At 64.9% G+C, this 18681-nt stretch carries 18 protein-coding genes and 1 riboswitch; of the genes, 8 read left to right on the top strand and 10 right to left on the bottom strand.

The window, feature by feature from the left end:
• The first annotated feature begins 4 nt into the window (after window positions 1-4).
• Together ABZ720_RS12455 and ABZ720_RS12450 are read left to right on the top strand one after the other, a co-directional pair.
• Complete coding sequence (locus tag ABZ720_RS12455; RefSeq protein WP_366555856.1) at window positions 5-418, top strand: nuclear transport factor 2 family protein; 414 nt, start codon at window positions 5-7, stop codon at window positions 416-418.
• A gap of 97 nt (window positions 419-515) precedes the next feature.
• Window positions 516-1667, top strand: a complete 1152-nt coding sequence (locus ABZ720_RS12450) for an aminotransferase (protein ID WP_366555855.1) — start codon at window positions 516-518, stop codon at window positions 1665-1667.
• A 10-nt stretch (window positions 1668-1677) separates the two neighbouring features.
• On the opposite strand, the gene ABZ720_RS12445 is transcribed toward ABZ720_RS12450, so the two are convergent.
• The gene (locus tag ABZ720_RS12445) at window positions 1678-2904 is read right to left on the bottom strand and encodes a Bcr/CflA family multidrug efflux MFS transporter (protein ID WP_366555854.1); all 1227 of its coding nucleotides are present in this window, start codon (window positions 2902-2904) and stop codon (window positions 1678-1680) included.
• 260 nt (window positions 2905-3164) lie between these two features.
• Here ABZ720_RS12445 and ABZ720_RS12440 point away from each other — a divergent pair, with 260 nt between their 5' ends.
• The 3 genes from ABZ720_RS12440 (at window position 3165) to ABZ720_RS12430 (ending at window position 7732) form a co-directional block, all read left to right on the top strand.
• A complete protein-coding gene (locus ABZ720_RS12440; protein WP_366555853.1) occupies window positions 3165-3611 on the top strand; it encodes a GcrA family cell cycle regulator in 447 nt (148 codons plus the stop codon).
• Window positions 3612-3890: 279 nt separating this feature from the next.
• Window positions 3891-5564, top strand: a complete 1674-nt coding sequence (gene ettA / locus ABZ720_RS12435) for an energy-dependent translational throttle protein EttA (protein ID WP_366555852.1) — start codon at window positions 3891-3893, stop codon at window positions 5562-5564.
• 461 nt (window positions 5565-6025) lie between these two features.
• Entirely contained in the window at window positions 6026-7732 is a 1707-nt protein-coding gene (locus tag ABZ720_RS12430; RefSeq protein ID WP_366555851.1) for a SulP family inorganic anion transporter, read from the top strand.
• A gap of 22 nt (window positions 7733-7754) precedes the next feature.
• Here the strand turns inward: ABZ720_RS12430 and ABZ720_RS12425 are convergent, their stop codons facing one another.
• The 4 genes from ABZ720_RS12425 to ABZ720_RS12410 all read right to left on the bottom strand — a co-directional run bounded on the left by ABZ720_RS12425 (window position 7755) and on the right by ABZ720_RS12410 (window position 10702).
• Entirely contained in the window at window positions 7755-8393 is a 639-nt protein-coding gene (locus ABZ720_RS12425; RefSeq protein ID WP_366555850.1) for a thiamine phosphate synthase, read from the bottom strand.
• Between the two features lie 9 nt (window positions 8394-8402).
• A complete protein-coding gene (locus ABZ720_RS12420) occupies window positions 8403-9323 on the bottom strand; it encodes a class I fructose-bisphosphate aldolase (protein ID WP_366555849.1) in 921 nt (306 codons plus the stop codon).
• A 114-nt stretch (window positions 9324-9437) separates the two neighbouring features.
• Window positions 9438-9857 carry a hypothetical protein gene (locus tag ABZ720_RS12415; RefSeq protein ID WP_366555848.1) on the bottom strand — a complete coding sequence of 140 codons (420 nt, stop codon included), beginning with the start codon at window positions 9855-9857 and terminating at the stop codon, window positions 9438-9440.
• Window positions 9854-10702 carry a LytTR family DNA-binding domain-containing protein gene (locus ABZ720_RS12410; protein WP_366555847.1) on the bottom strand — a complete coding sequence of 283 codons (849 nt, stop codon included), beginning with the start codon at window positions 10700-10702 and terminating at the stop codon, window positions 9854-9856. Before ABZ720_RS12410 ends, ABZ720_RS12415 begins: the two co-directional genes overlap by 4 nt.
• Window positions 10703-10825: 123 nt before the next feature.
• Between ABZ720_RS12410 and ABZ720_RS12405 the strand changes: the two genes are divergently transcribed.
• The gene (locus ABZ720_RS12405) at window positions 10826-11500 is read left to right on the top strand and encodes a DUF2306 domain-containing protein (protein WP_366555846.1); all 675 of its coding nucleotides are present in this window, start codon (window positions 10826-10828) and stop codon (window positions 11498-11500) included.
• Here the strand turns inward: ABZ720_RS12405 and ABZ720_RS12400 are convergent.
• The 3 genes from ABZ720_RS12400 to ABZ720_RS12390 all read right to left on the bottom strand — a co-directional run bounded on the left by ABZ720_RS12400 (window position 11492) and on the right by ABZ720_RS12390 (window position 13791).
• The gene (locus ABZ720_RS12400) at window positions 11492-12043 is read right to left on the bottom strand and encodes a queuosine precursor transporter (protein WP_366555845.1); all 552 of its coding nucleotides are present in this window, start codon (window positions 12041-12043) and stop codon (window positions 11492-11494) included. The genes ABZ720_RS12405 and ABZ720_RS12400 overlap by 9 nt on opposite strands.
• A gap of 26 nt (window positions 12044-12069) precedes the next feature.
• On the bottom strand, window positions 12070-12816 hold the full coding sequence (locus ABZ720_RS12395; RefSeq protein ID WP_366556008.1) for an SAM hydrolase/SAM-dependent halogenase family protein: 747 nt from the start codon (window positions 12814-12816) through the stop codon (window positions 12070-12072).
• 309 nt (window positions 12817-13125) lie between these two features.
• A complete protein-coding gene (locus tag ABZ720_RS12390) occupies window positions 13126-13791 on the bottom strand; it encodes an orotate phosphoribosyltransferase (RefSeq protein ID WP_366555844.1) in 666 nt (221 codons plus the stop codon).
• A gap of 118 nt (window positions 13792-13909) precedes the next feature.
• Window positions 13910-14013: riboswitch (TPP riboswitch) on the top strand.
• A gap of 57 nt (window positions 14014-14070) precedes the next feature.
• Here ABZ720_RS12390 and thiM point away from each other — a divergent pair.
• Window positions 14071-14889, top strand: a complete 819-nt coding sequence (gene thiM / locus ABZ720_RS12385; RefSeq protein WP_366555843.1) for a hydroxyethylthiazole kinase — start codon at window positions 14071-14073, stop codon at window positions 14887-14889.
• On the top strand, window positions 14886-15536 hold the full coding sequence (thiE, locus tag ABZ720_RS12380) for a thiamine phosphate synthase (RefSeq protein ID WP_366555842.1): 651 nt from the start codon (window positions 14886-14888) through the stop codon (window positions 15534-15536). Before thiM ends, thiE begins: the two co-directional genes overlap by 4 nt.
• A gap of 118 nt (window positions 15537-15654) precedes the next feature.
• Here the strand turns inward: thiE and ABZ720_RS12375 are convergent, their stop codons facing one another.
• Both ABZ720_RS12375 and ABZ720_RS12370 read right to left on the bottom strand, forming a co-directional pair.
• Window positions 15655-17331, bottom strand: coding sequence for a solute carrier family 23 protein (locus tag ABZ720_RS12375; protein ID WP_366555841.1), 1677 nt, complete (start codon window positions 17329-17331; stop codon window positions 15655-15657).
• A gap of 63 nt (window positions 17332-17394) precedes the next feature.
• Window positions 17395-18381: a TRAP transporter substrate-binding protein gene (locus ABZ720_RS12370; RefSeq protein ID WP_366556007.1), complete on the bottom strand. Its 987-nt coding sequence runs from the start codon at window positions 18379-18381 to the stop codon at window positions 17395-17397.
• Between the last annotated feature and the right edge of the window lie 300 nt (window positions 18382-18681).

The raw sequence follows: 18681 nt of genomic DNA, 5'->3' as shown, positions 1-18681 counted from the left end.
ATCTATGCGAGAGAGAGCTGTCATCCTTTTCACCAATGATGCCTTTTACGAGGCCTTTCGCACCGGCGACTTGCAGGCGATGGATGGGCTCTGGGCACGCACAGCGCCAGTGGCCTGCGCACATCCAGGCTGGGCGCCGCTGGTGGGCCGGGAGGCAGTCATGGAAAGCTGGAAGGCCATCATCGAGAATGGCGGTGTGCCCGAAGCCCTGCGCTGCCGGGAGCCGCGCGTGGTACCGCTGACGCCGGAGAGCGCGATGGTCTTGTGCTATGAGCAGATGGGCAAGGGGTTGCTGTTGGCGACGAATGTCTTTGTGCAGGAAGAGGGGGAGTGGCGCCTGGTTCATCATCATGCCGGCCCCACCCAGGTGACCGCCGCCGACCTCGAGGGGGAAGCGGAGCCCTCGCCGTTGCAATAGACGGGGCAGGGCGCGCACCACGGCCTGACCCTTGATTTCCGGTCTCCCACGGCCATGCTTGGCGCAAAGTCACGCATTGCTACCGGACCTTCGCGCTATGAACTCGCTCTTCGCCTCGCTGCCGACCACGGTATTCGAGTCCATGTCCCAACTGGCCCGCGAGCACGAGGCCATCAACCTCGGCCAGGGCTTTCCCGACGATCCGGGCCCCGAGGACGTGCGGCGTGCGGCGGCAGACGCCGCGGTGCATGGCTGGAACCAGTATCCGCCGATGTTCGGGCTGCCCGACCTGCGCCAGGCCATCGCTGCGCACTACCAGCGTTTCTATGGCGTCGATCTGAATTGGCAGCGCGAGGTGCTGGTGACTTCTGGCGCCACAGAGGCCCTGGCGGCATCGCTCCTCGCGCTGATCGAGCCGGGTGACGAGGTGGTGCTGTTCCAGCCGATGTACGATGCCTATCTGCCGCTGGTTCTGCGCGCCGGCGGTGTCCCGCGCTTCGTCACGCTGCAACCGCCGCAGTGGCGCTTCGATGCCGCCCAACTGGAAGCGGCCTTCAGCGACAAGACGCGCGTCGTGCTGCTTAACACGCCGCTGAACCCGGCAGGCACGGTGCTGGCGCGCGAGGACATCGAACTTCTCGCCGATTTCGTCGAGCGCTACGACGCCACTGTGGTCTGCGATGAGGTGTGGGAGCACATCACCTTTGACGATGTCGCCCACACAAGCCTGCTCTCGGTGCCGGCCCTGCGCGAGCGCACGGTCAAGATCGGCTCGGCCGGCAAGATCTTCTCTCTCACTGGCTGGAAGGTTGGACTGGTCGCAGCAGCGCCGCCGCTGCATGCCGCCATCTCCCGCGCCCACCAGTACCTGACTTTCACCACGCCGCCGAACCTCCAGACTGCCGTGGCCTATGGCCTGGGCAAGGACGACGATTTCTTTTCCGGACAGCGCCAGAGCTTTCAGAGGCAGCGCGACCGCTTTGCCTCGGGCCTGGAGCGGCTCGGCTTCACCGTTCTGCCCTGCCAGGCGACCTACTTCCTCAATGTCGACATCGCGCCTTTGGGCTTGAGCGATGACGTGGCCTTCTGCGAGCGGCTGGTGCGCGAGGCCGGCGTGGCGGCCATTCCGGTGAGTGCCTTCTACGCCGAGGACAAGGTCACCACGGCGGTGCGCTTCTGCTTCGCCAAACGCGACGCCGTGCTCGATGGTGCCTTGGAGCGGCTGGAGCGCTTCATGACCCGGCTGTGAGTGCCTGCTTTCAGACGACGGGCCGGGCCTTTCGGCAGAGCAGGAAGTAGGCAAGGGTTCCGCAAAAGCCCAGGCCCGCGACCATGAGCGACAGGGCTACCGGCGTTTCATGCGAGAAGGTGCCGGCGATGGCCGATGCCACCGCTGCGAGCCCGAACTGCAAGGTTCCCAAAAGAGCGGAGGCTGAACCCGCGTTGCGTCCGAAAGGCGCCATCGCCAGGGCGGCCGTGTTCGGCATGATGAAGCCCAGGCAGGTGATGTAGGCGATGATCGGCAGGAAGACGCCGTAGCGTCCCCCAATGCCCAGCGCGCCACCGAGGATCAGCGCCACGCCCACCAGCGCCAGCGCCAGGTTCGACACCGAAAGTACGCCTTCCGGCCCGAAGGTTCGGCCGAGGCGGGCATTCACTTGGGAGGCAGCAATGAAGCCGAGGGCGTTGAGCCCGAAGACCCAGCCATAGGCTTCGGGAGACAGCCCCAGCACCTCGATGAACACGAAGGGTGAGGCAGTGATGTAGACGAACATGCCCGCAATGGAGAGGCCGCCCACCAGGGCGGGACCAATGAAACGGCGGTCGACCAGCAGGCGCCCATAGGCGCTGATGATCGCACGGAGCGACAGAGACTGCGCCAGATGCGGCTGCAGACTCTCCGCCAGGCGAAACTGCACGGCCAGGGCACAGAGCAGGCCGCACAGGGCCAGAAAGTAGAATATCGCCTGCCAATCGAACCAGATCAGCAGGTAGCCGCCCAAGAGCGGGGCGAGCATCGGTGCAATGCCGATGACCAGCATCAGGCGCGAGAAGACGCTGACAGCCTCGGACGGCGGAAAGAGGTCGCGCACCATGGCGCGGGCCACCACCACGCCGCCCCCGGCGCCCAGCGCCTGGAGGAAGCGCAACACCATCAGCTGCTCCACCGTGGCGGCAAACGCGCAGCCGATGGAGGTGAGGACGAAGAGTCCGAGGCCGAAGAGCGCTGGCTTCTTGCGTCCGTAACGATCCGCCAAGGGCCCGTAGAGCATCTGCCCGGAGGCAAAAGCGACGAAGAAGGAGGACAGCGTGAGCTGGATGCGGCCGGCCGTGGTGTCGAAGGCTTCCTGCAGGGTGGGGAAGGCCGGCAGATACATATCGATCGACAGCGGCGCAAAGGCCGTCATGGCGCCGAGAATGATGATGAGTTCTACGGCTCGGCGCCGACTGGCCGGCGCCGGTGTTGCTGATGTCGCGCTCGTCACTTGGGGCAATGTCGGCCGGGCCGCAGCTCGCCGCTCCTGATGCTACTGATGCAGTTCCAAAGTAGCTGAAGCTTTCCACAGGAGGCGGTTGAATTGTTGCCCTCAGCCTTGCAGAAAGCGGCCAGCAGGCGCCCTACGCAAGACCTGCCGGCCGGGTGGAAGTTTTCCACAAGATATTGTGCCAAGCGACTCGACTCCCCGCAGGAGCCTGAATATAGTGTGCCTCGTCGGCGACGACCTCAACATGTGGGGAGCATGGCATGGCTTGGACGCCAGAACGAATCGAGGAATTGACCCAGCTGTGGAACGCCGGCCATTCGGCTTCCGCCATCGGCAAGCGGCTGGGGGTTTCCAAGAACGCCGTCGTGGGCAAGGCGCACCGCCTTAACCTGCCGGCGCGACCGTCACCTATCCGCCGCGAGAGCAAGCCGGCTCAGCCGGCCCGCAAGCCGGCGCCGGTGCTGAAGACCCCGCCGCCGATGCCGGCCGCGCCAGCAAAGGAAGAGCGGCGGCGCCCGCCAATGGTGCGCGTGCAGCAGCAGGAGAAATCCACGGGACGACGCTGCCAGTGGCCGATCGGTGATCCGGCAACGCCGGACTTCCACTTCTGTGAGGCGCCGGCCGCTGGGGGCAAGCCCTATTGCGCCGAGCATTGCGCCGTCGCCTATGTCGTGAAATCGCGCGACCGCAGCTCCGAAGCGGCCTGACGAGCGTTCGGCGGGGTCTGCAAGGGCTCCAAACTCACGACCGCGAAAGCGCCCGAACCTGATCGCATGGTTCGGGCGTTTCGCGTTGGCAGGCAGACTTTTTGGCAAGCGCCGTCGCAGACTTTCTCGCCGGCGGGGAAGTGTCGTTGACCCGTGGCCTTCCCTGGCTAGGATGCGCGGCAATTAAAGCAGATCGCGTTCTATTCGGATCGCTGTGCGATGCGAGAGAACGCGATCCGGTCTAGCCTCCTACAGCAGCGAAACGGTGAGGGGAGCCCTATGGCGTCCTATCAGTACATCTACACCATGCAGGGTCTCTCGAAGACCTATCCCGGCGGCAAGAAGGTGCTGGAGAACATCCATCTGCACTTCCTGCCGGGGGCCAAGATTGGCGTGCTGGGTCTCAATGGCGCCGGCAAGTCGACGCTGCTCAAGATCATGGCCGGCATCGAGACCGAGTATAACGGCGAAGCCTGGGCCGCCGAGGGCGTCAAGGTCGGATACTTGGCGCAGGAGCCGGAGCTCGACGCCACGAAGGACGTCGCCGGCAATGTGATGGAAGGGCTGGGCGATCTGAAGCAACTGGTGGATCGCTACAACGCCATCAGCGAGGCGTTCGCCGACCCGGACGCCGACTTCGATGCGCTCTTGGCCGAACAGGCGGACTTGCAGGAAAAGATCGAGGCGGCCGACGCCTGGGACCTGGAGCGCCGGGTCGAGATCGCCATGGACGCGCTGCGCTGCCCGCCGGGCGAAGCGGAGGTCACCAAGCTTTCCGGCGGTGAGCGCCGCCGCGTGGCTCTGTGTCGCCTGCTGCTGTCCAAGCCCGACATGCTGCTGCTGGATGAGCCGACCAACCACCTGGACGCCGAGTCCGTGGCCTGGCTGGAGCGCTATCTGGAGGAGTATCCGGGCACCGTCGTGGCCGTGACCCATGACCGCTACTTCCTGGACAATGTCGCCGGCTGGATCCTCGAACTCGATCGCGGCCGCGGTATTCCCTTCCAGGGCAACTATTCCGGCTGGCTGGAGCAGAAGCGCAAGCGCCTGGAGCAGGAGGCGCGCGAGGAAAAGGCGCGCCAGCGCACGGTCAACCACGAGCTGGAGTGGATCAGGCAGTCGCCCAAGGCGCGTCAGGCCAAGTCGAAGGCACGTATTCAGGCCTATGAGGAGCTGCTGCGTCAGGGCAACGAGATGGCGCCGGAGCCGGGCAGCATCACCATTCCGCCGGGCCCGCGCCTGGGTGACCTGGTCGTGGAAGCCATCAGCCTGCGCAAGGGCTTCGGCAATCACCTCTTGATCGATGATCTCAGCTTCAAGCTGCCGCCCGGCGGCATCGTCGGCATCATCGGCCCCAACGGCGCGGGCAAGACCACGCTCTTTCGCATGATCGTGGGCCAGGAAACGCCGGATGGCGGCGAGATCCGGGTTGGCGATACGGTGAAGTCCGGCTACGTCGACCAGTCCCGCGATGCCCTGAATGCAAACAAGAGCGTGTGGGAGGAGATCTCCGACGGCCTTGACGTGGTGCAGCTCGGCAAGCGCGAGATGCCTTCGCGGGCCTATGTCGGCGCGTTCAACTTCAAGGGCGGCGACCAGCAGAAGAAGGTGGGTCAGCTTTCCGGCGGTGAGCGCAACCGGGTGCATCTGGCCAAGATGTTGAAATCCGGCGCCAACCTGCTGCTGCTGGACGAACCGACAAACGACCTGGATGTGGACACCCTGCGTTCGCTGGAAGAGGCGCTGCTGGACTTCGCCGGCTGCGCCATGATCATCAGCCATGATCGCTGGTTCCTGGACCGCGTCTGTACGCACATCCTGGCCTACGAAGGCGACAGCCGGGTCGTCTGGTACGAAGGCAACTATCAGGACTATGAGGCCGACCGGAAGCGTCGCCTGGGCGCCGAAGCGGATCAACCGCACCGCATCAAGTACAAGCCGCTGGAGCGGTAAACCGCGGCGCATCTGCGCCAACGGTCAGTATCAAGGAAAGTGACCCCTGGTGTCGGGATGACGCCAGGGGTCTTTTTATTTCGGCCATCCTTCAAGGCCTTTGCGTCGCCGAGAATCCGGTCCAGACACGAAGGACACCAAGGGCTTCACGAAGTTCACCAGGAAACAACCACACCGCTTTCAAGCCTGGTTGAGAAAAAACTCTTTGTGCACCTCGTGCAATTCTTCGTGCCCTTCGTGGTGAGCACCCGCATCACCACGCTCTGCAGGCTGGTCGGCCGCCTCAGCCGCTGGCGGAAAAGAAGCCGGGGCTTCATAATACACAACAGTGTTGTGAATTTTGCATTGGCCTCTAGGGGTAGTGCGTGGCAGCGTGGAGCATCAACACCGCTCCTGCTGCACCCAGCGCGGGCTGGTTCCCTGAACGGAACCGGCCGCGCCTTTCTCCTGCTTCCCGGACCATGGCTGAAACACAAAGACCGACGCCCACCGCTTCGCCTGCCTGGCACCTTTTCGTCCCGAAACTGATTACCACCCTGCGTCAGGGCTACGGCCTGGGCGATCTCAGGCATGATGTCATTGCCGGACTCACGGTTGCCATCGTGGCGCTGCCGCTGGCCATGGCGCTGGCCATCGCGTCAGGCACCACGCCGGACAAGGGGCTGGTCACTGCTGTGGTGGCCGGATTCCTGATTTCCGCGCTGGGCGGCAGCCGCTTCCAGATTGGCGGGCCCACCGGGGCCTTTGTGGTCGTGGTCTTCAATGTCATTGCCGAGCACGGTTACGACGGACTGGTTCTGGCCACGTTGATGGCCGGGGTCATGCTGATCATTGCGGCCATCGCGCGCCTGGGCACCTGGATCAAGTACATCCCGGAACCGGTGGTGATCGGCTTTACCGCCGGCATTGGCCTCATCATCCTCAGCAGCCAGATCCGCGACTTCTTTGGGTTGTCGCTCGACAGTGTGCCCGGCGACTTTCTGGAACGACTGGTGGTTTTCTGGGCTGCCCGCGACAGTCTTTCGCTGACCACGTTGGTGCTGGCAGGGGCCTCCTTGGCCTTGATCCTGGGGCTGCGCCGCTGGGCGCCGAAACTTCCTGGCTTCCTGCTCGCGGTTGCCGGAGCGTCGCTCATCGTGCTTACCTTCGGGCTACCGGTCGATACCATCGGCAGCCGCTTCGGTGGCATTCCCAGCAGCCTGCCGGCGCCGGTCTGGCCGGAGATCACCCTGGAGCGTATGGGCGTCCTGCTGCCCAGCGCCTTTACCATCGCCTTCCTGGCGGGTGTCGAAAGCCTGCTCTCCGCTGTGATCGCGGACGGCATGACCGGGCGGCGACACAGGTCAAACTGCGAACTCATGGCCCAGGGTGTGGCAAATATTGGCTCTGCGTTCTTCGGCGGTCTGCCCGCCACCGGTGCCATAGCCCGCACGGCCACAAACATCCGCGCCGGCGCGCGCAGCCCGGTGTCGGGCATCCTGCACGCGGTCTTCCTGCTGCTGTTCATGTTGCTGCTGGCGCCTTTGGCCTACTGGGTGCCTCTGGCGGCCTTGGCTGCGATCCTGGTCGTGGTGGCCTGGAACATGAGTGAGGTCGGAAAGCTCACTCACCTGCTGTTGCGCGCGCCTTTGGGCGACCGGCTGGTCATGGTCCTCACCTTCCTGCTGACCGTCCTGGTGGACCTCACGGTCGCCATCCAGGTCGGCGTCGTGCTGGCAGCCATTCTCTTCATGCACCGCATGGCCGGGCTCGTGGCCGTGGAGAAGGGCGATGCCGTGCTGCAACGGGACATCGACGACTTCCAGCGCGACCCCGAAACCTATGACCAGCGCGACGCCCTGCCGTCCGGCGTCGAGGTGTTCCAGATGCGCGGTCCGCTGTTCTTCGGTGCGGCCTCGACCGTGGGAGACCTCCTGGACAGCGTGGGCGAGCCGCCCCGGGTCTTTATCCTGCGTATGCGGGAGGTGCCGATGATCGATGCCAGTGGCGCGGAAGCCCTGGCCGGTCTGGTGCGCCGGGCGGCAGCGCATGGCACCAAGGTGATCGTGACCTCGGTCCAGCCGGAGGTCGCTGCGGTGCTGCAGCGCATGGATCTGGGACCTCAGAGCGGCCGCCTGGTGCACGCGACCGACTATGGCGAGGCCTTGGCGCTTGCCCGGGCCGTCTGAGCTGATTGTCAGGGAGGGGGAACTACGGTCCCGGGGGTCCCGGGGTTGCTGCAGCTGCACAAAGGGCATTGAAAGCAGCCACGCCGGCCTTCGGGCCTTCTGGATGATTCCAGATGGCATCACCCACGGCCAGGAACTCGATACCGGTGGCGAGCAGGGCAGGTGCGTTCTCAAGGGTTACACTGCCCCAGGCGACGCAGGGCAACTCCATCAGCTCCGCCCACCAGGCCAGCAGTTCGGGGTCGCCGGCGTCCAGCACCACGAAATCACAGTCTTCCTCGCCCGCGATCATGGCTGCGTGTCGGGATGTACCACAGTCGGCGCCCACGATGAGTTGCGACCCGAGGCGTGAACGCGCTGCGCGGATCGAGGCAGGCTCGGCCGCGACCAGAACGCCATCGCAGTGATACCTGACTGCCGCATCGACATCGTCTTGCAGGAGAAAGGCCGCATCTGCCGCCTGGGCGATATCGCGCAGTGGTTCGATCAGGGTAGCGGGAGGCGTGTCTGCGGAGGAGGTTCCGCTGAGGATGATCGCTGCGACATCGCCGCCCGTGAAGGCCGCAGCAAAGGAATCTGAAAAGCGCTCAATGGCAAGACCGCCCGAGACAAGCTCGGGCGGTGTCACCAGACAGAGTCGACAGGTCGGTGCGGAGGCCATTTCGGCCCGTCACGCCTTTCCGCGGTAGATATCGATCACGGAGTCGAGCAGAGCCAGGGCCTCTTCGCGCGGCCGCTGGAAGGAATTGCGGCCGATGATCGAGCCCGAGGCACCACCGTCGCGCAGCGCCCGGATTTCGTCGAGCAGTGCGTCAGTGCCCTTGGCGCCGCCGCCGGAGAAGACCACCAGGCGACGCCCCGCGAAGCTGGACTGTATCACATGGGCGATGCGCGCCGACAGCGTGGAGATGTCGATGCCCTGAGTCTCGTAGATCTTGCGAGCCTCTTCCTGCTCGATGTAATCGGTCGGCGGCTTCACCTTGATGATGTGGGCGCCGAGCAAGGCCGCCATGTGGGCGGCATAGGCAGTCACGTCGATGGCGGTCTCGCCCTCCTTGGAGAGGCTGCCGCCGCGCGGGTAGGACCAGATCACCACGGCGAGACCGACTGACTTGGCCTCCTCGGCCAGCTCGCGGATCTCCTCCATCATGGCAAAGCAGTCATCCGAGCCGGGGTAGATGGTGAAGCCGACTGCCGAGCAGCCCAGGCGCAGCGCGTCGCCGACGCTGCCGGTGATCGCCTGGTCCTTCGCAGCGGCGTGGCTGTTGGAGGAGTTGAGCTTAAGGATCGTCGGAATGGCGCCGGCGAAGCTGTCGGCCCCGGCTTCCAGCATGCCCAGCGGTGCGGCGAAGGCGTTAAGCCCGGCATCGACGGCAAGCTGGTAATGATAGTGGGGGTCGTAACCGTCGGGATTGGGCGCGAAGCTGCGCGCCGGCCCATGCTCGAAGCCCTGGTCCACAGGCAGAATCACGAGCTTGCCGGTGTTGCCGAGGCGGCCGTGCGTCAGGATGCGCGCCAGGTTGGCCTTGGTGCCGGGGTTGTCGCTTTCATAGTGCCTCAGGATCCGCTTTACGCGTTGGTGGACCCGCATGGTTATATCCCTTTCACGCTGAGTTGTGACGCAAGCAAGAGCGGGGCCGCAGGCGCCCGCGAATGTCCGCCCGTGGAATAGCCCATGGCTGCTAGGGATGCAATCGACGGCGGTTCATGATCGCTCCAGCCAGGCACGACAGGCGGCTTCGGGATCCCGACCTGTGAGGTGCAGGGCAGCGGGCATATCGGTTAGCACCTGCTGACCCAGGCTCTCCCCCAACCGCCGAAGCCGTTCGGTGGTGCCTTCAGGTCCGGAAAAGATCACGACATCCAGCCGGAGGTGAAGGGCCTCCAGGGCGAGTCCGGCATCGCCTCCGGCATCCAGACCGGCAAACAGCTGTGCACTGCTCTGCCGGGCAGCCGCATCGACCAGTTCGCGGTACCAGGAAGGGCCGCCGAATGCCGCCGCTTCCTGCGGGCAGAGGAGCAGCGCCTGCCGCGCCAGTTCTGCCGCGCAGTGGGCGGCGATGCGCGCAGCCGTCGGGCTGGTCACGGCGATGACCGGGGGCAGGGGAGGGCGGCTCTGTGTCATGCCCGGCGCCTTGAGGGTATCCAGCCGCGATCTCGCAAGTCTGCCCGGTAACTGCGGCTGACCGGAACCTGGGTTCCGTCCGCCAGGGTCAGATGCGGCGTGGTGCCGGCGGAGGAGCCGCGAACGGCATCCTCTGCCACCCACCAGGAGCGATGGACCCGTTGTCCGCAGTCTCCGAGTTCCCGTGCCGCGTCTTCCAGGCGGCAGAGGATCAGTGCTTCGCCGCCTTCGGTGCGCACTCGCAAATAATGATCCTCGGCACGCAGCCACAACAAGGGCCCGCCGGGATCATCTGCGGCGAGGCGCTGTCGGAAGAGGCTATCCGGCGGTGGCAGGATTGGGTTCCGGCCATCGCTCGATACCTCCGCCGTTGCGGTTTCCTGCGCGTTCCTCGCGGTGCGTGCCTCTTCCGCCATATCGATGAGGTTGTAGCCGATCAGGGAGATGGCGGCACAGATCAGGTAGACCTGCAGTGCCAGGCTTGGCAGTGAGGCGGCCCCGAGCCCTCCAAAGGTGTCTCCGGCCAGCTTCACCAGCGCCGTTGCCGGCAGCAGCACCAGCAGCGCGGCCAGGAGGGGGAGCGCCAGGCGGCGAAGGTGAGCCGAGGCGCCACGGACCGGGCTCTTGGGTGAGAACCAGAGCTGTTCCAGCCACAGGATGGCGAGATGGCACAGCAGCCAGTTGCCTGCCACCGCCATGGACCAGAAGCCGAGCCGCTGCGGCAGGCTCTGAGAGGCATGGGTGCCGAAGGGGCCCAGCAGCGCCAGCATCACTGCCGTGAGCAGGGGAGGCAGCAGCACCCGCAGAACCCGGGCGATCCAGCGAAGGGGAGGTCGTTCACGCATCGTGAATGGATGATAGCACGCCAACCGCGCAGAGGCCGAGGCGCTCACGCAATTCGGCTTGCGGCCTTTCGGTCGCGGTTGGCATGCCGGGGAGCAGGCAAACAGTCGAAGGGGGAAGGCAAGATGCAGAACGTGATCACGCTGTTGCTGGTGCTGCACATCGCAGCGGGCACCTTGGCACTGCTGAGCGGCGTGGCGGCTGCCCTGTTGCGCAAGGGGGGCGACGGGCATGTGCGCAGCGGGCGCTGCTATGTCTGGTCGATGTTTGTGGTGTCGGCCAGTGCCCTGGCCTTGGCCAGCCTGCGGCCCTCGCCGTTTCTCTTCGCCATCGGCCTGTTCAGCTTCTACCTGGTGTTCACCGGGTGGCGGGCTGCCCTTCGCCGGGACGGACGGCCGCAGAGGATCGATGTGGTGGCAACTGTGATCATGCTGTTGACGGCCGGGGCCATGATGCTCTGGGGACTGCGCGCGTGGCTTCCGGGGCAATCAGGCTCGGATCAGTCCCTGGTGCTTTTGGTATTCGGTGCGCTCGGTTTCTGGCTCGCCGTGACGGACATCGGCTGGCTGAAGCGGGGTGGGGACAAGGGAAAGGCCCGTATCGCGCGGCATCTCGGGCGGATGCTGGGCGGCCTGATCGCGACCATTACCGCAGTCGCCGTCGTCAACCTGACCTTCCTGCCGCCGCTACTGTTATGGCTCGGGCCGACAGTAGCCCTGACGCCCTTGATTTTCTGGTGGAACCGCCACCTGGGCACATCGGCCCGGGCACCGGCGTCGAAACGCCAGGCGTCAGGGTGAGAGACCCGAGCCCTGTATCCGCTCGCGACTGGGCAGGATCGAGATCAGGGCCCTGAAGGGGATCAGCATGATCAAGGCAATGGCCAGCTTCACCAGATAATCGCCCAGAGCCAGCGTGATCCACGGCAATCCAGTGCCGGCGAAGGCCAGGGAGAAAAACAAGGCAGTGTCGATGGCCGAGGCGAAGAGCGAGGAGGCCAGAGGGGCCAGCCACCAGACCGCCCGCCGCAGACGGTCGAAGATCGCGACGTCCAGGAGTTGTGCGGTCAGGAAGGCGGCGCCGGAGGCTGCTGCAATGCGCGGTGTTGCAAGCGCGACGGACAGCACGACGGCCACGGCGAAGCCCACATAGACCACCTTGCGCGCGCGCTGGGCTCCCAGGGTCCGAGTGCAGATGTCGGTGACCAGGAAACAGGCTGGATAGGTGAACGCGCCCCAGGTGAGGAAATCATTCACCGGGAACTGCACCAGGATATTGGAGGCCGTGACCAGGAGCGCCATTGCCAGGGTGCCCAGCAACAGGCCGCGGGTAAGCGTTGTCATCGCGTGCAGTCCACCTCGGAAGCCTTTCATCGAGACAGCCGGTCTCCAGGGCGCACTCCAATCGCGCTGCCGATGGTCAGCCCGAGTGCGGCTGCGGCAGAACCTTGATTGACGGCGATCTCGACCAGACCGGCAGAGTTCTCGTACCAGAAGGGCTGGCCGATTTCCACGTCCGAGAAGGTGCGCGCCCGGGCGAGGGGTGAGCCCGCGCAAACGATCCGGCTATCGGGCGCGAGTTCCTTCACCGCCAGCCCGGTCCAGCAGTTGCCGTAGCCGTCGATGTAGATCACCTCTTCCAGGATAGAGGGCTCATCGGCGCCCACGAGGTCCCGGAGCGGCAGTGGTTCGCTCGGCAAGGGCTCGCCGTTGGCGAGCTTTGCGGCGGCCGGTGCGAAGAGATCCCGGCCGTGAAAGCTGGCGGAGAGGACATGTGGGCGCCACTCGATGACCGCTGCCCGTGCCGCGGGATCGCGCAGCGCCAGCGGGGTGAGCAGGCCATTGTTCGGGCCCAGGTAGGTTCGGCCGCCGGCCTCGAGCAGGATTGCTCGGCGCGGCGATCCGACGCCCGGGTCGACGACAGCGATCACGATGCAACCCGGCGGCAGGGGCTCGGCAACGGCCGCCAGGAGATGGCCGGCAGCCCGCGGTGCAAAGGTCGGTGCGTCGTGCTGCAGATCCACGATCGTATGATCGGCGCACTGCGCCGCCAGCACTGCATGCATCTGCCCGACATAGGGCCCGGCCCAGCCGAAATCGGTGTAGAGCAGGATCATCACGTTTCACTTTCTCCGCCTGACGCAGCTACCATTGCAATTACGTCCTACCGTGATCGACGAGCTGATTTTTGGCTCACAGCAGGACCGGGCGTGTCCGATGTGGAAGCACGACACGGCCGTGGTGGCTGGCGCCATTCCTGCGAAGCCGCGAGCAGCAGGCGCGCGACAAGCTGTAGGTTCAGTGTCTGCCATGCGGGCATTCGTGCCTCCCAACGATGATGCGAATGATTCGCAGTATCGTTGGGAGTGCTGTACTGCGCAAGAGGGCTTTTGCCGTCATTCCGCGCCCAGTGCGTACCCTGTGCGTCAGTCCGTTTGCGCTGCTGCCCAGCCGTCCGGATCGTGCAGAAACCGTCTCACTTCGGCGATGCCTGCTTCATCAAGATAGCCCTTCGCCTCGGCGGCGGCGAGCGCATCCCACCAGGTGCAGAGCGCGTGCAGCTTCACGCCGGCCGCTTCCAACTGCGCAATGCCCTGGGGAAAGATGCCGTAATGGAAGATGACGAAGCTGTGCGCCACCTCGGCACCGGCTTCGCGCAGCGCCTCTACAAAACTGAGTTTGCTGCCGCCGTCCGTGGCGAGATCTTCGACCAGCAGGATCCGGGCGCCCTCAGGAAAGGTCCCCTCGATCCGGGCGTTGCGCCCAAAACCCTTGGGCTTCTTGCGGACGTAGACCATGGGCAGGCCCAGCCGTTCGGCAACCCAGGCGGCAAAGGGAATGCCGGCGGTTTCGCCTCCGGCGACGGCATCGAAGGCTTCAACCCCGGCTTTGCGTGCCAGCAGCCCGCACCCCAGATCCATCATCAGCCCACGCGCCCGTGGGAAGGAAATGATCCGCCGACAGTCCACATAGACGGGGCTCTTGCGGCCGGAGGTAAAGGTAAATGGCTCTTGCGGGCGGAACAGCACTGCCTCGATATCGAGCAGGGTTTCGGCTGTCAGCCGCGCCGTCTCTTGGTCGGACAGGATCATGGCAGTCACTCCGGCTGGAAGGTTTTCGTGAATAGGCGGGCTGGCCCTGCGAGGCAATGTCTTCTGAGACCGAACTGCTTCGGGTTCTTTGACATGGAGCGCGGTGAAAGCCACAGTGCCGACTGGCCTGGGGTGTCCCGCCGGGGATAGGGCGGGGCTGAGATGACACCCATGGAACCTGATCTGGGTCATGCCAGCGCAGGGAGCCGCCGACTGACGAGGGGCTTGTGCCTCGCGCCGCGACGTCTCCCGTAATTAGCAACGGGAGGAAAGTTTCTCATGTCGAAACAGTCATTCGCAGCAGACCAGGGACCGGGCGCTACGCTTGCGGCCATTCGGGACACGGGTCCTCTGGTGCAGAACATCACCAACTTCGTGGCCATGGACCTGGCAGCCAATCTGCTTCTGTCGGTGGGAGCCTCGCCGGCCATGGCCCATGCGGGTGAGGAAGTGGAAGAGTTCGTTACCCTGGCGTCCGCCTTGACCATCAACACAGGCACTTTCACCAGTGACTGGCTCGAGGCCGCCGTGGCCGCAGCGGCACAGGCGGTGGCGACGGGCACACCCTGGGTGCTCGACCCGGTGGGCTGCGGCGCCACCAAGTTCCGGTTGGCGAATGCTTCGCGCCTGGCGAAGATGCGGCCGACAATCATCCGCGGCAACGCTTCGGAAATCGCGGCACTCTCCGGCGCGAGCGCGCAGGACTCTGGCGGAAAGGGTGTCGACTCGACCCTGGCCGCCGATGCCGTTCTGGATCAGGCACGTCGCCTGTCCCTGAACACCGGCGCGGTGGTCGCGGTGACGGGCGAGGTGGATCTGGTAACGGATGGAGAGGCCGTCCTGCGGATCGCGAACGGACATGTGCTGTTGACCCGCGTCACCGCGGCCGGTTGCGCACTCACCGCACTGACCGGGGCTGCGGCTGCGGTGTGCAAGGACCCGATGCGTGCGGCGCGCGATGCGCTCGTCATCATGGGCGTGGCCGGTGAGCGAGCGGCGGCGGTGGCGCGCGGGCCGGGATCCTTTCGCGTGGCCCTGCTGGACGCCCTCTACAGCCTTGAAACCGAGCAATTGGACCAGGAAGCCAGGCTGCCATGACTCGCCCGACCTTCGATCTTTCGGTTTATCTCGTTATTGGCCCCGGCGATTGTGCCGGCCGGCGCATGAGTGACGTGGTGGCGCGTGCGCTGGCCGGGGGCGCCACCCTGGTCCAGCTCAGGGACAAGGAGGCCAGCGACCACGATATGCTGGCACTGGGAGAGGCCTTGATGCCGCTGTGCCGGGCCGCGCGGGTGCCTCTGATCGTCAACGATCGTCTGGATGTCGCCTTGGCGCTCGGTGCGGATGGCCTGCACCTGGGACAGGACGATGACGAGGCCGCCGCAGCGCGGGCGCGCCTGGGGGAGGATCGGATCCTGGGCGTCTCCGCCGGCAATGCCGAGGAATTGGCCAGGGTGCCGCTCGACGCGGTCGACTATATCGGCGTCGGGCCGGTGTTTGCGACTTCCAGCAAGGACGATGCCGGGGCCGCGATCGGTCTGGAAGGCGTGGCATCGATGCGACGTCTGACCGACAAGCCACTGGTGGGCATCGGCGGAATCTCGGCAGACAGCGCCGCAGCGGTGGTCGAAGCCGGCGCCAACGGAGTGGCCGTGGTCTCGGCCATCGGCGGAGCGGAAGATCCGGCGCAAGCGGCCCGACGATTGCGCGATGCCGTGGCGGAGGCCAGAGCAGGCCGCGCTTAATCTGAAACCTTGCGGTTCAGATTGAACGCGATCCGGATTAATTCTTCAGTGTAGACCGGATTGACGCGTCTAATCTGATGCCTTGTGGCTCAGATTGGACGCGATTCGGTCTATGGCGTCAGGTCTGAAAGACCAGCCGTAGCACCCGTCGTTCCCTTTGCTCCTCGATGCTGACCTTGTCGGCGAAGTGGCGCATGAGGCGAAGTTCCAGGTCCGAGGCCTCCGGCGCGAAATCGTCGATTTCATCTGCCCCGGCCCCGCCTCCATCCTTGGCGTCGTCGGGCTTGAAGACCATTCGTGCAAGGATGCGGTACTCATCGTAGTGCAGTTCGATGTCCACCGAGCCATGGGCATGGCCTTGAGAAACCGCCATTTCCCCGGCCTCGGTCATGGCATTGATCACGCGATCGATAACGTCGCGCCGTGCGCCCCACTGGGCGCCATGCAGACGGCAGAATGCAACCATCTCGTTGATGAGGTCGGCATTGATCGGGAACTGTGCCCCTGCCTTGCGGCTGATGCCGATGCGGAACAGCCCGTTGAGAAGCAGTGCAGTGACCACCGCGACCACCAGCGACGAGCCAGTGATCGTCATAAGCCAGTGGGGCAGGGTCTCGTAGAACTGCGGAAAGATATCGTGGCTGACGCCAAGGATCAGCGCGACGCCAACGGCAATGATCCGTCGCTCGTCGAGCATGCGCGATACGATGATGCTCAACCCGTTTGCCAGGATGAAGGCGGACGAAAAGATGAGAATGGCGCCGGTAAGTGAATCCGGCATGCCGATGGTCAGAACCACCACATGCGGAAAAAGCGAAAGCAGGATGAAAAGCCCGCCGATGGCATAGCCGATCCGGCGCTGCATCATGCCCGTGGCCTGCGCCAGGCCGACGGAACCGGAGAAGGTGTTGAGGCCCACTGTGCCGACTGCACCTGCGAGCAGCGTTGCTATGCCGTCGGCACGCACCCCCTTCTCCAGGCTTCTCATGTCAGGGCGCACCCACTTGGGATCGGTGATCCGCTGGCAGGTCGTGATGTCGCCGATGGCACGCAGCGCGCAGGCCAGGGCCCCCACCATGAAGGGCACGGCCAAAGCAATATCGAAGGTCGGAACCAGCAGGGGAAAGTTGGGCAGCGCGAAAAGCGTGTTGTGCCCTTCCAGCAGTTCGTTGTTCAGGTCGGTGCGGTCGAGCATCCATGCGAGAGGATAGATGAGCGCGACGCCGATCAGCACGGAGAAGACCTTGAAGGCGCCTCTGGCCCAAACGTTCAGCCCGATGATGATGGCCAGGGCGAGGAATCCCAGCCCCAATGACAGACCATCCGGCCCGGAACCTCGATAGACGCCGAGGGTATCGAGCCCAAAAAGCAGCCGGAACCCGATCAGCCCCAGGATGAAGCCGATCATGACCACGGCCAGGCCGGCAATCTCCACCGGCAGATAGGGGCGCAGCCGTCTGAGGAAGAAGGAGAAGAGAACCTCACAGAAGCCGGCGAAAATCGTCATGCCGAATACGAGCGGCAGACCACCCTGCTGCGCGGCGATCAACGAGGCGGGAAGATAGGCGGCAGTGAAGACTGCAGGAGCCAGGTAACCGCTCCCGAAGGCCCGGTGCCGGGCGCACAGCAGGATGCTTCCGAGCCCAAGCGCCACCAGCGAAGCGCTGATGACAGCTTCCTGCAACTGCGTATCCGCGCCAGCTGCCCGAAGCACCAGGAGCGGAAACACGAGTCCGATCGGCGCAATGATGGCGATGTGCTGAAGACCATTCAGCAGCAAGGCAGGAAGAGGCACTGCCCCTTCCTGCACGGGATTGCTCGTGGACGTGGTTTTCACCGGCGCTGCGCCAAGGGCGGCCTACAACGCCAGCCGGCGCTGCCGGGCGACCAGAAACGCTTCGGTGGAGATCTGGCTCCAGGGTGCGGAGCTCTCCAGGAAAGCGGCCAGTGATTCCCGAATGCGGCCGGTCAAGGGATCCTTGTCGGCGGTCTCCGCGATCACCTCGCGGGACACCTCCAGAAAACGGTCCAGCATATCCTCCGGCCAGGCACGCACTTCGACGCCGTCCTCTTCGACCAGCGTCTTCAAGGTCTGCGCGTTGCGGATCTGATACTCGGCCAAGGTTTCCAGGGTTTCGGCCTGGGCCGCGTTGCGCAGGATCGCTTGCTGCGCCTCCGTGAGGTCGTTCCACACCGCAAGTGAGATGCCAAGATCGAGCAGCCCGCTGGGTTCCTGGTAGCCGGGGTAGTAATAGTAGGGAGCTACCCGGAAGAGCCCCATGGCGCGGTCGGGCCAGGGGGAGACCCAGTCGGTGCCATCCAGCGAGCCGCTTGCCAGTGAGGTGACCACTTCGGTTGCAGGCAGGTTCACGACCACCGCGCCCAGCCGGGTCAGGACCTGACCGGCGAAACCGGGGAAGCGGATCTTGAGGCCCTTCAGGTCGTCCACCGTTTCCAGCGGATGGCGATACCAGCCGCTCATCTGCACGCCAGTGTCACCGGCGACGAGGTGCTTCAGTCCGAACTGTTCGCCCAGTTCGTCGAGCAGCTCCTGGCCACCACCGAAGTTCAGCCAAGCCTGGAACTCAATCGGGGTGGGGCCGAAGGGAACCGAGGTGAAGAAGGAATAGGCAGGATGCTGTCCCTGCCAGTAGTAGGCGGCGCCGTGGTAGAGATCGGCCGTGCCGGCTTCCACGGCATCGAAGATCTCGAAGGCCGGTACGAGTTCGCCGGCAGCCAGCAGGCGGATATGCAGTTCGCCATTCGACATCGTACTCACGCGATTTGCGAATCGCTCGGCCGTTGTGCCCAGCCCGGGAAAGCCGGGTGGCCAGGCTGTCACCATGGTCAAGGTGCGTGATGCACGAGCTGTTCCGGGCATCACCGTAGTTCCGGCAGCCAGTCCGGCGGCGCCAAGGGTCCAAGCAGAAGCATGGCGAAGGGTATCGCGACGCGTAACTCTCATTGAAACCACCCGTTAAACTTTTCTTGATTGCAGTGAAACTTGTGGGCGCCAGCGTTGTGCTTCGCGAGCAGCCGGCGCCGGGCGCGACCTTAACTCGTAATGCTATGGCAATGGAAGCAGCGCGGCTGCCGCTTGCGGCAATCTTTCTGCCAGGTCTCACAAACGCCACTTTCCCCGACT

Origin of the sequence: Aquibaculum sediminis (assembly GCF_040712085.1) — a bacterium.
In the GTDB taxonomy this organism is placed as follows: domain Bacteria; phylum Pseudomonadota; class Alphaproteobacteria; order Kiloniellales; family DSM-21159; genus Aquibaculum; species Aquibaculum sediminis.
This window is presented reverse-complemented; position numbering and strand designations above follow the sequence as displayed.

Bases quoted from the DNA above. Each gene is read 5' to 3' on its own strand.
- thiE (WP_366555842.1), top strand. From the start codon at position 14,886: ATGACTCGCCCGACCTTCGATCTTTCGGTTTATCTCGTTATTGGCCCC.
- thiM (WP_366555843.1), top strand. From the start codon at position 14,071: ATGTCGAAACAGTCATTCGCAGCAGACCAGGGACCGGGCGCTACGCTT.
- ABZ720_RS12405 (WP_366555846.1), top strand. From the start codon at position 10,826: ATGCAGAACGTGATCACGCTGTTGCTGGTGCTGCACATCGCAGCGGGC.
- ABZ720_RS12440 (WP_366555853.1), top strand. From the start codon at position 3,165: ATGGCTTGGACGCCAGAACGAATCGAGGAATTGACCCAGCTGTGGAAC.
- ABZ720_RS12450 (WP_366555855.1), top strand. From the start codon at position 516: ATGAACTCGCTCTTCGCCTCGCTGCCGACCACGGTATTCGAGTCCATG.
- ABZ720_RS12420 (WP_366555849.1), bottom strand. From the start codon at position 9,323: ATGCGGGTCCACCAACGCGTAAAGCGGATCCTGAGGCACTATGAAAGC.
- ABZ720_RS12400 (WP_366555845.1), bottom strand. From the start codon at position 12,043: ATGACAACGCTTACCCGCGGCCTGTTGCTGGGCACCCTGGCAATGGCG.
- ABZ720_RS12395 (WP_366556008.1), bottom strand. From the start codon at position 12,816: ATGATCCTGCTCTACACCGATTTCGGCTGGGCCGGGCCCTATGTCGGG.
- ettA (WP_366555852.1), top strand. From the start codon at position 3,891: ATGGCGTCCTATCAGTACATCTACACCATGCAGGGTCTCTCGAAGACC.
- ABZ720_RS12390 (WP_366555844.1), bottom strand. From the start codon at position 13,791: ATGATCCTGTCCGACCAAGAGACGGCGCGGCTGACAGCCGAAACCCTG.
- ABZ720_RS12425 (WP_366555850.1), bottom strand. From the start codon at position 8,393: ATGGCCTCCGCACCGACCTGTCGACTCTGTCTGGTGACACCGCCCGAG.
- ABZ720_RS12415 (WP_366555848.1), bottom strand. From the start codon at position 9,857: ATGACACAGAGCCGCCCTCCCCTGCCCCCGGTCATCGCCGTGACCAGC.
- ABZ720_RS12370 (WP_366556007.1), bottom strand. From the start codon at position 18,381: ATGGTGACAGCCTGGCCACCCGGCTTTCCCGGGCTGGGCACAACGGCC.
- ABZ720_RS12455 (WP_366555856.1), top strand. From the start codon at position 5: ATGCGAGAGAGAGCTGTCATCCTTTTCACCAATGATGCCTTTTACGAG.
- ABZ720_RS12410 (WP_366555847.1), bottom strand. From the start codon at position 10,702: ATGCGTGAACGACCTCCCCTTCGCTGGATCGCCCGGGTTCTGCGGGTG.
- ABZ720_RS12430 (WP_366555851.1), top strand. From the start codon at position 6,026: ATGGCTGAAACACAAAGACCGACGCCCACCGCTTCGCCTGCCTGGCAC.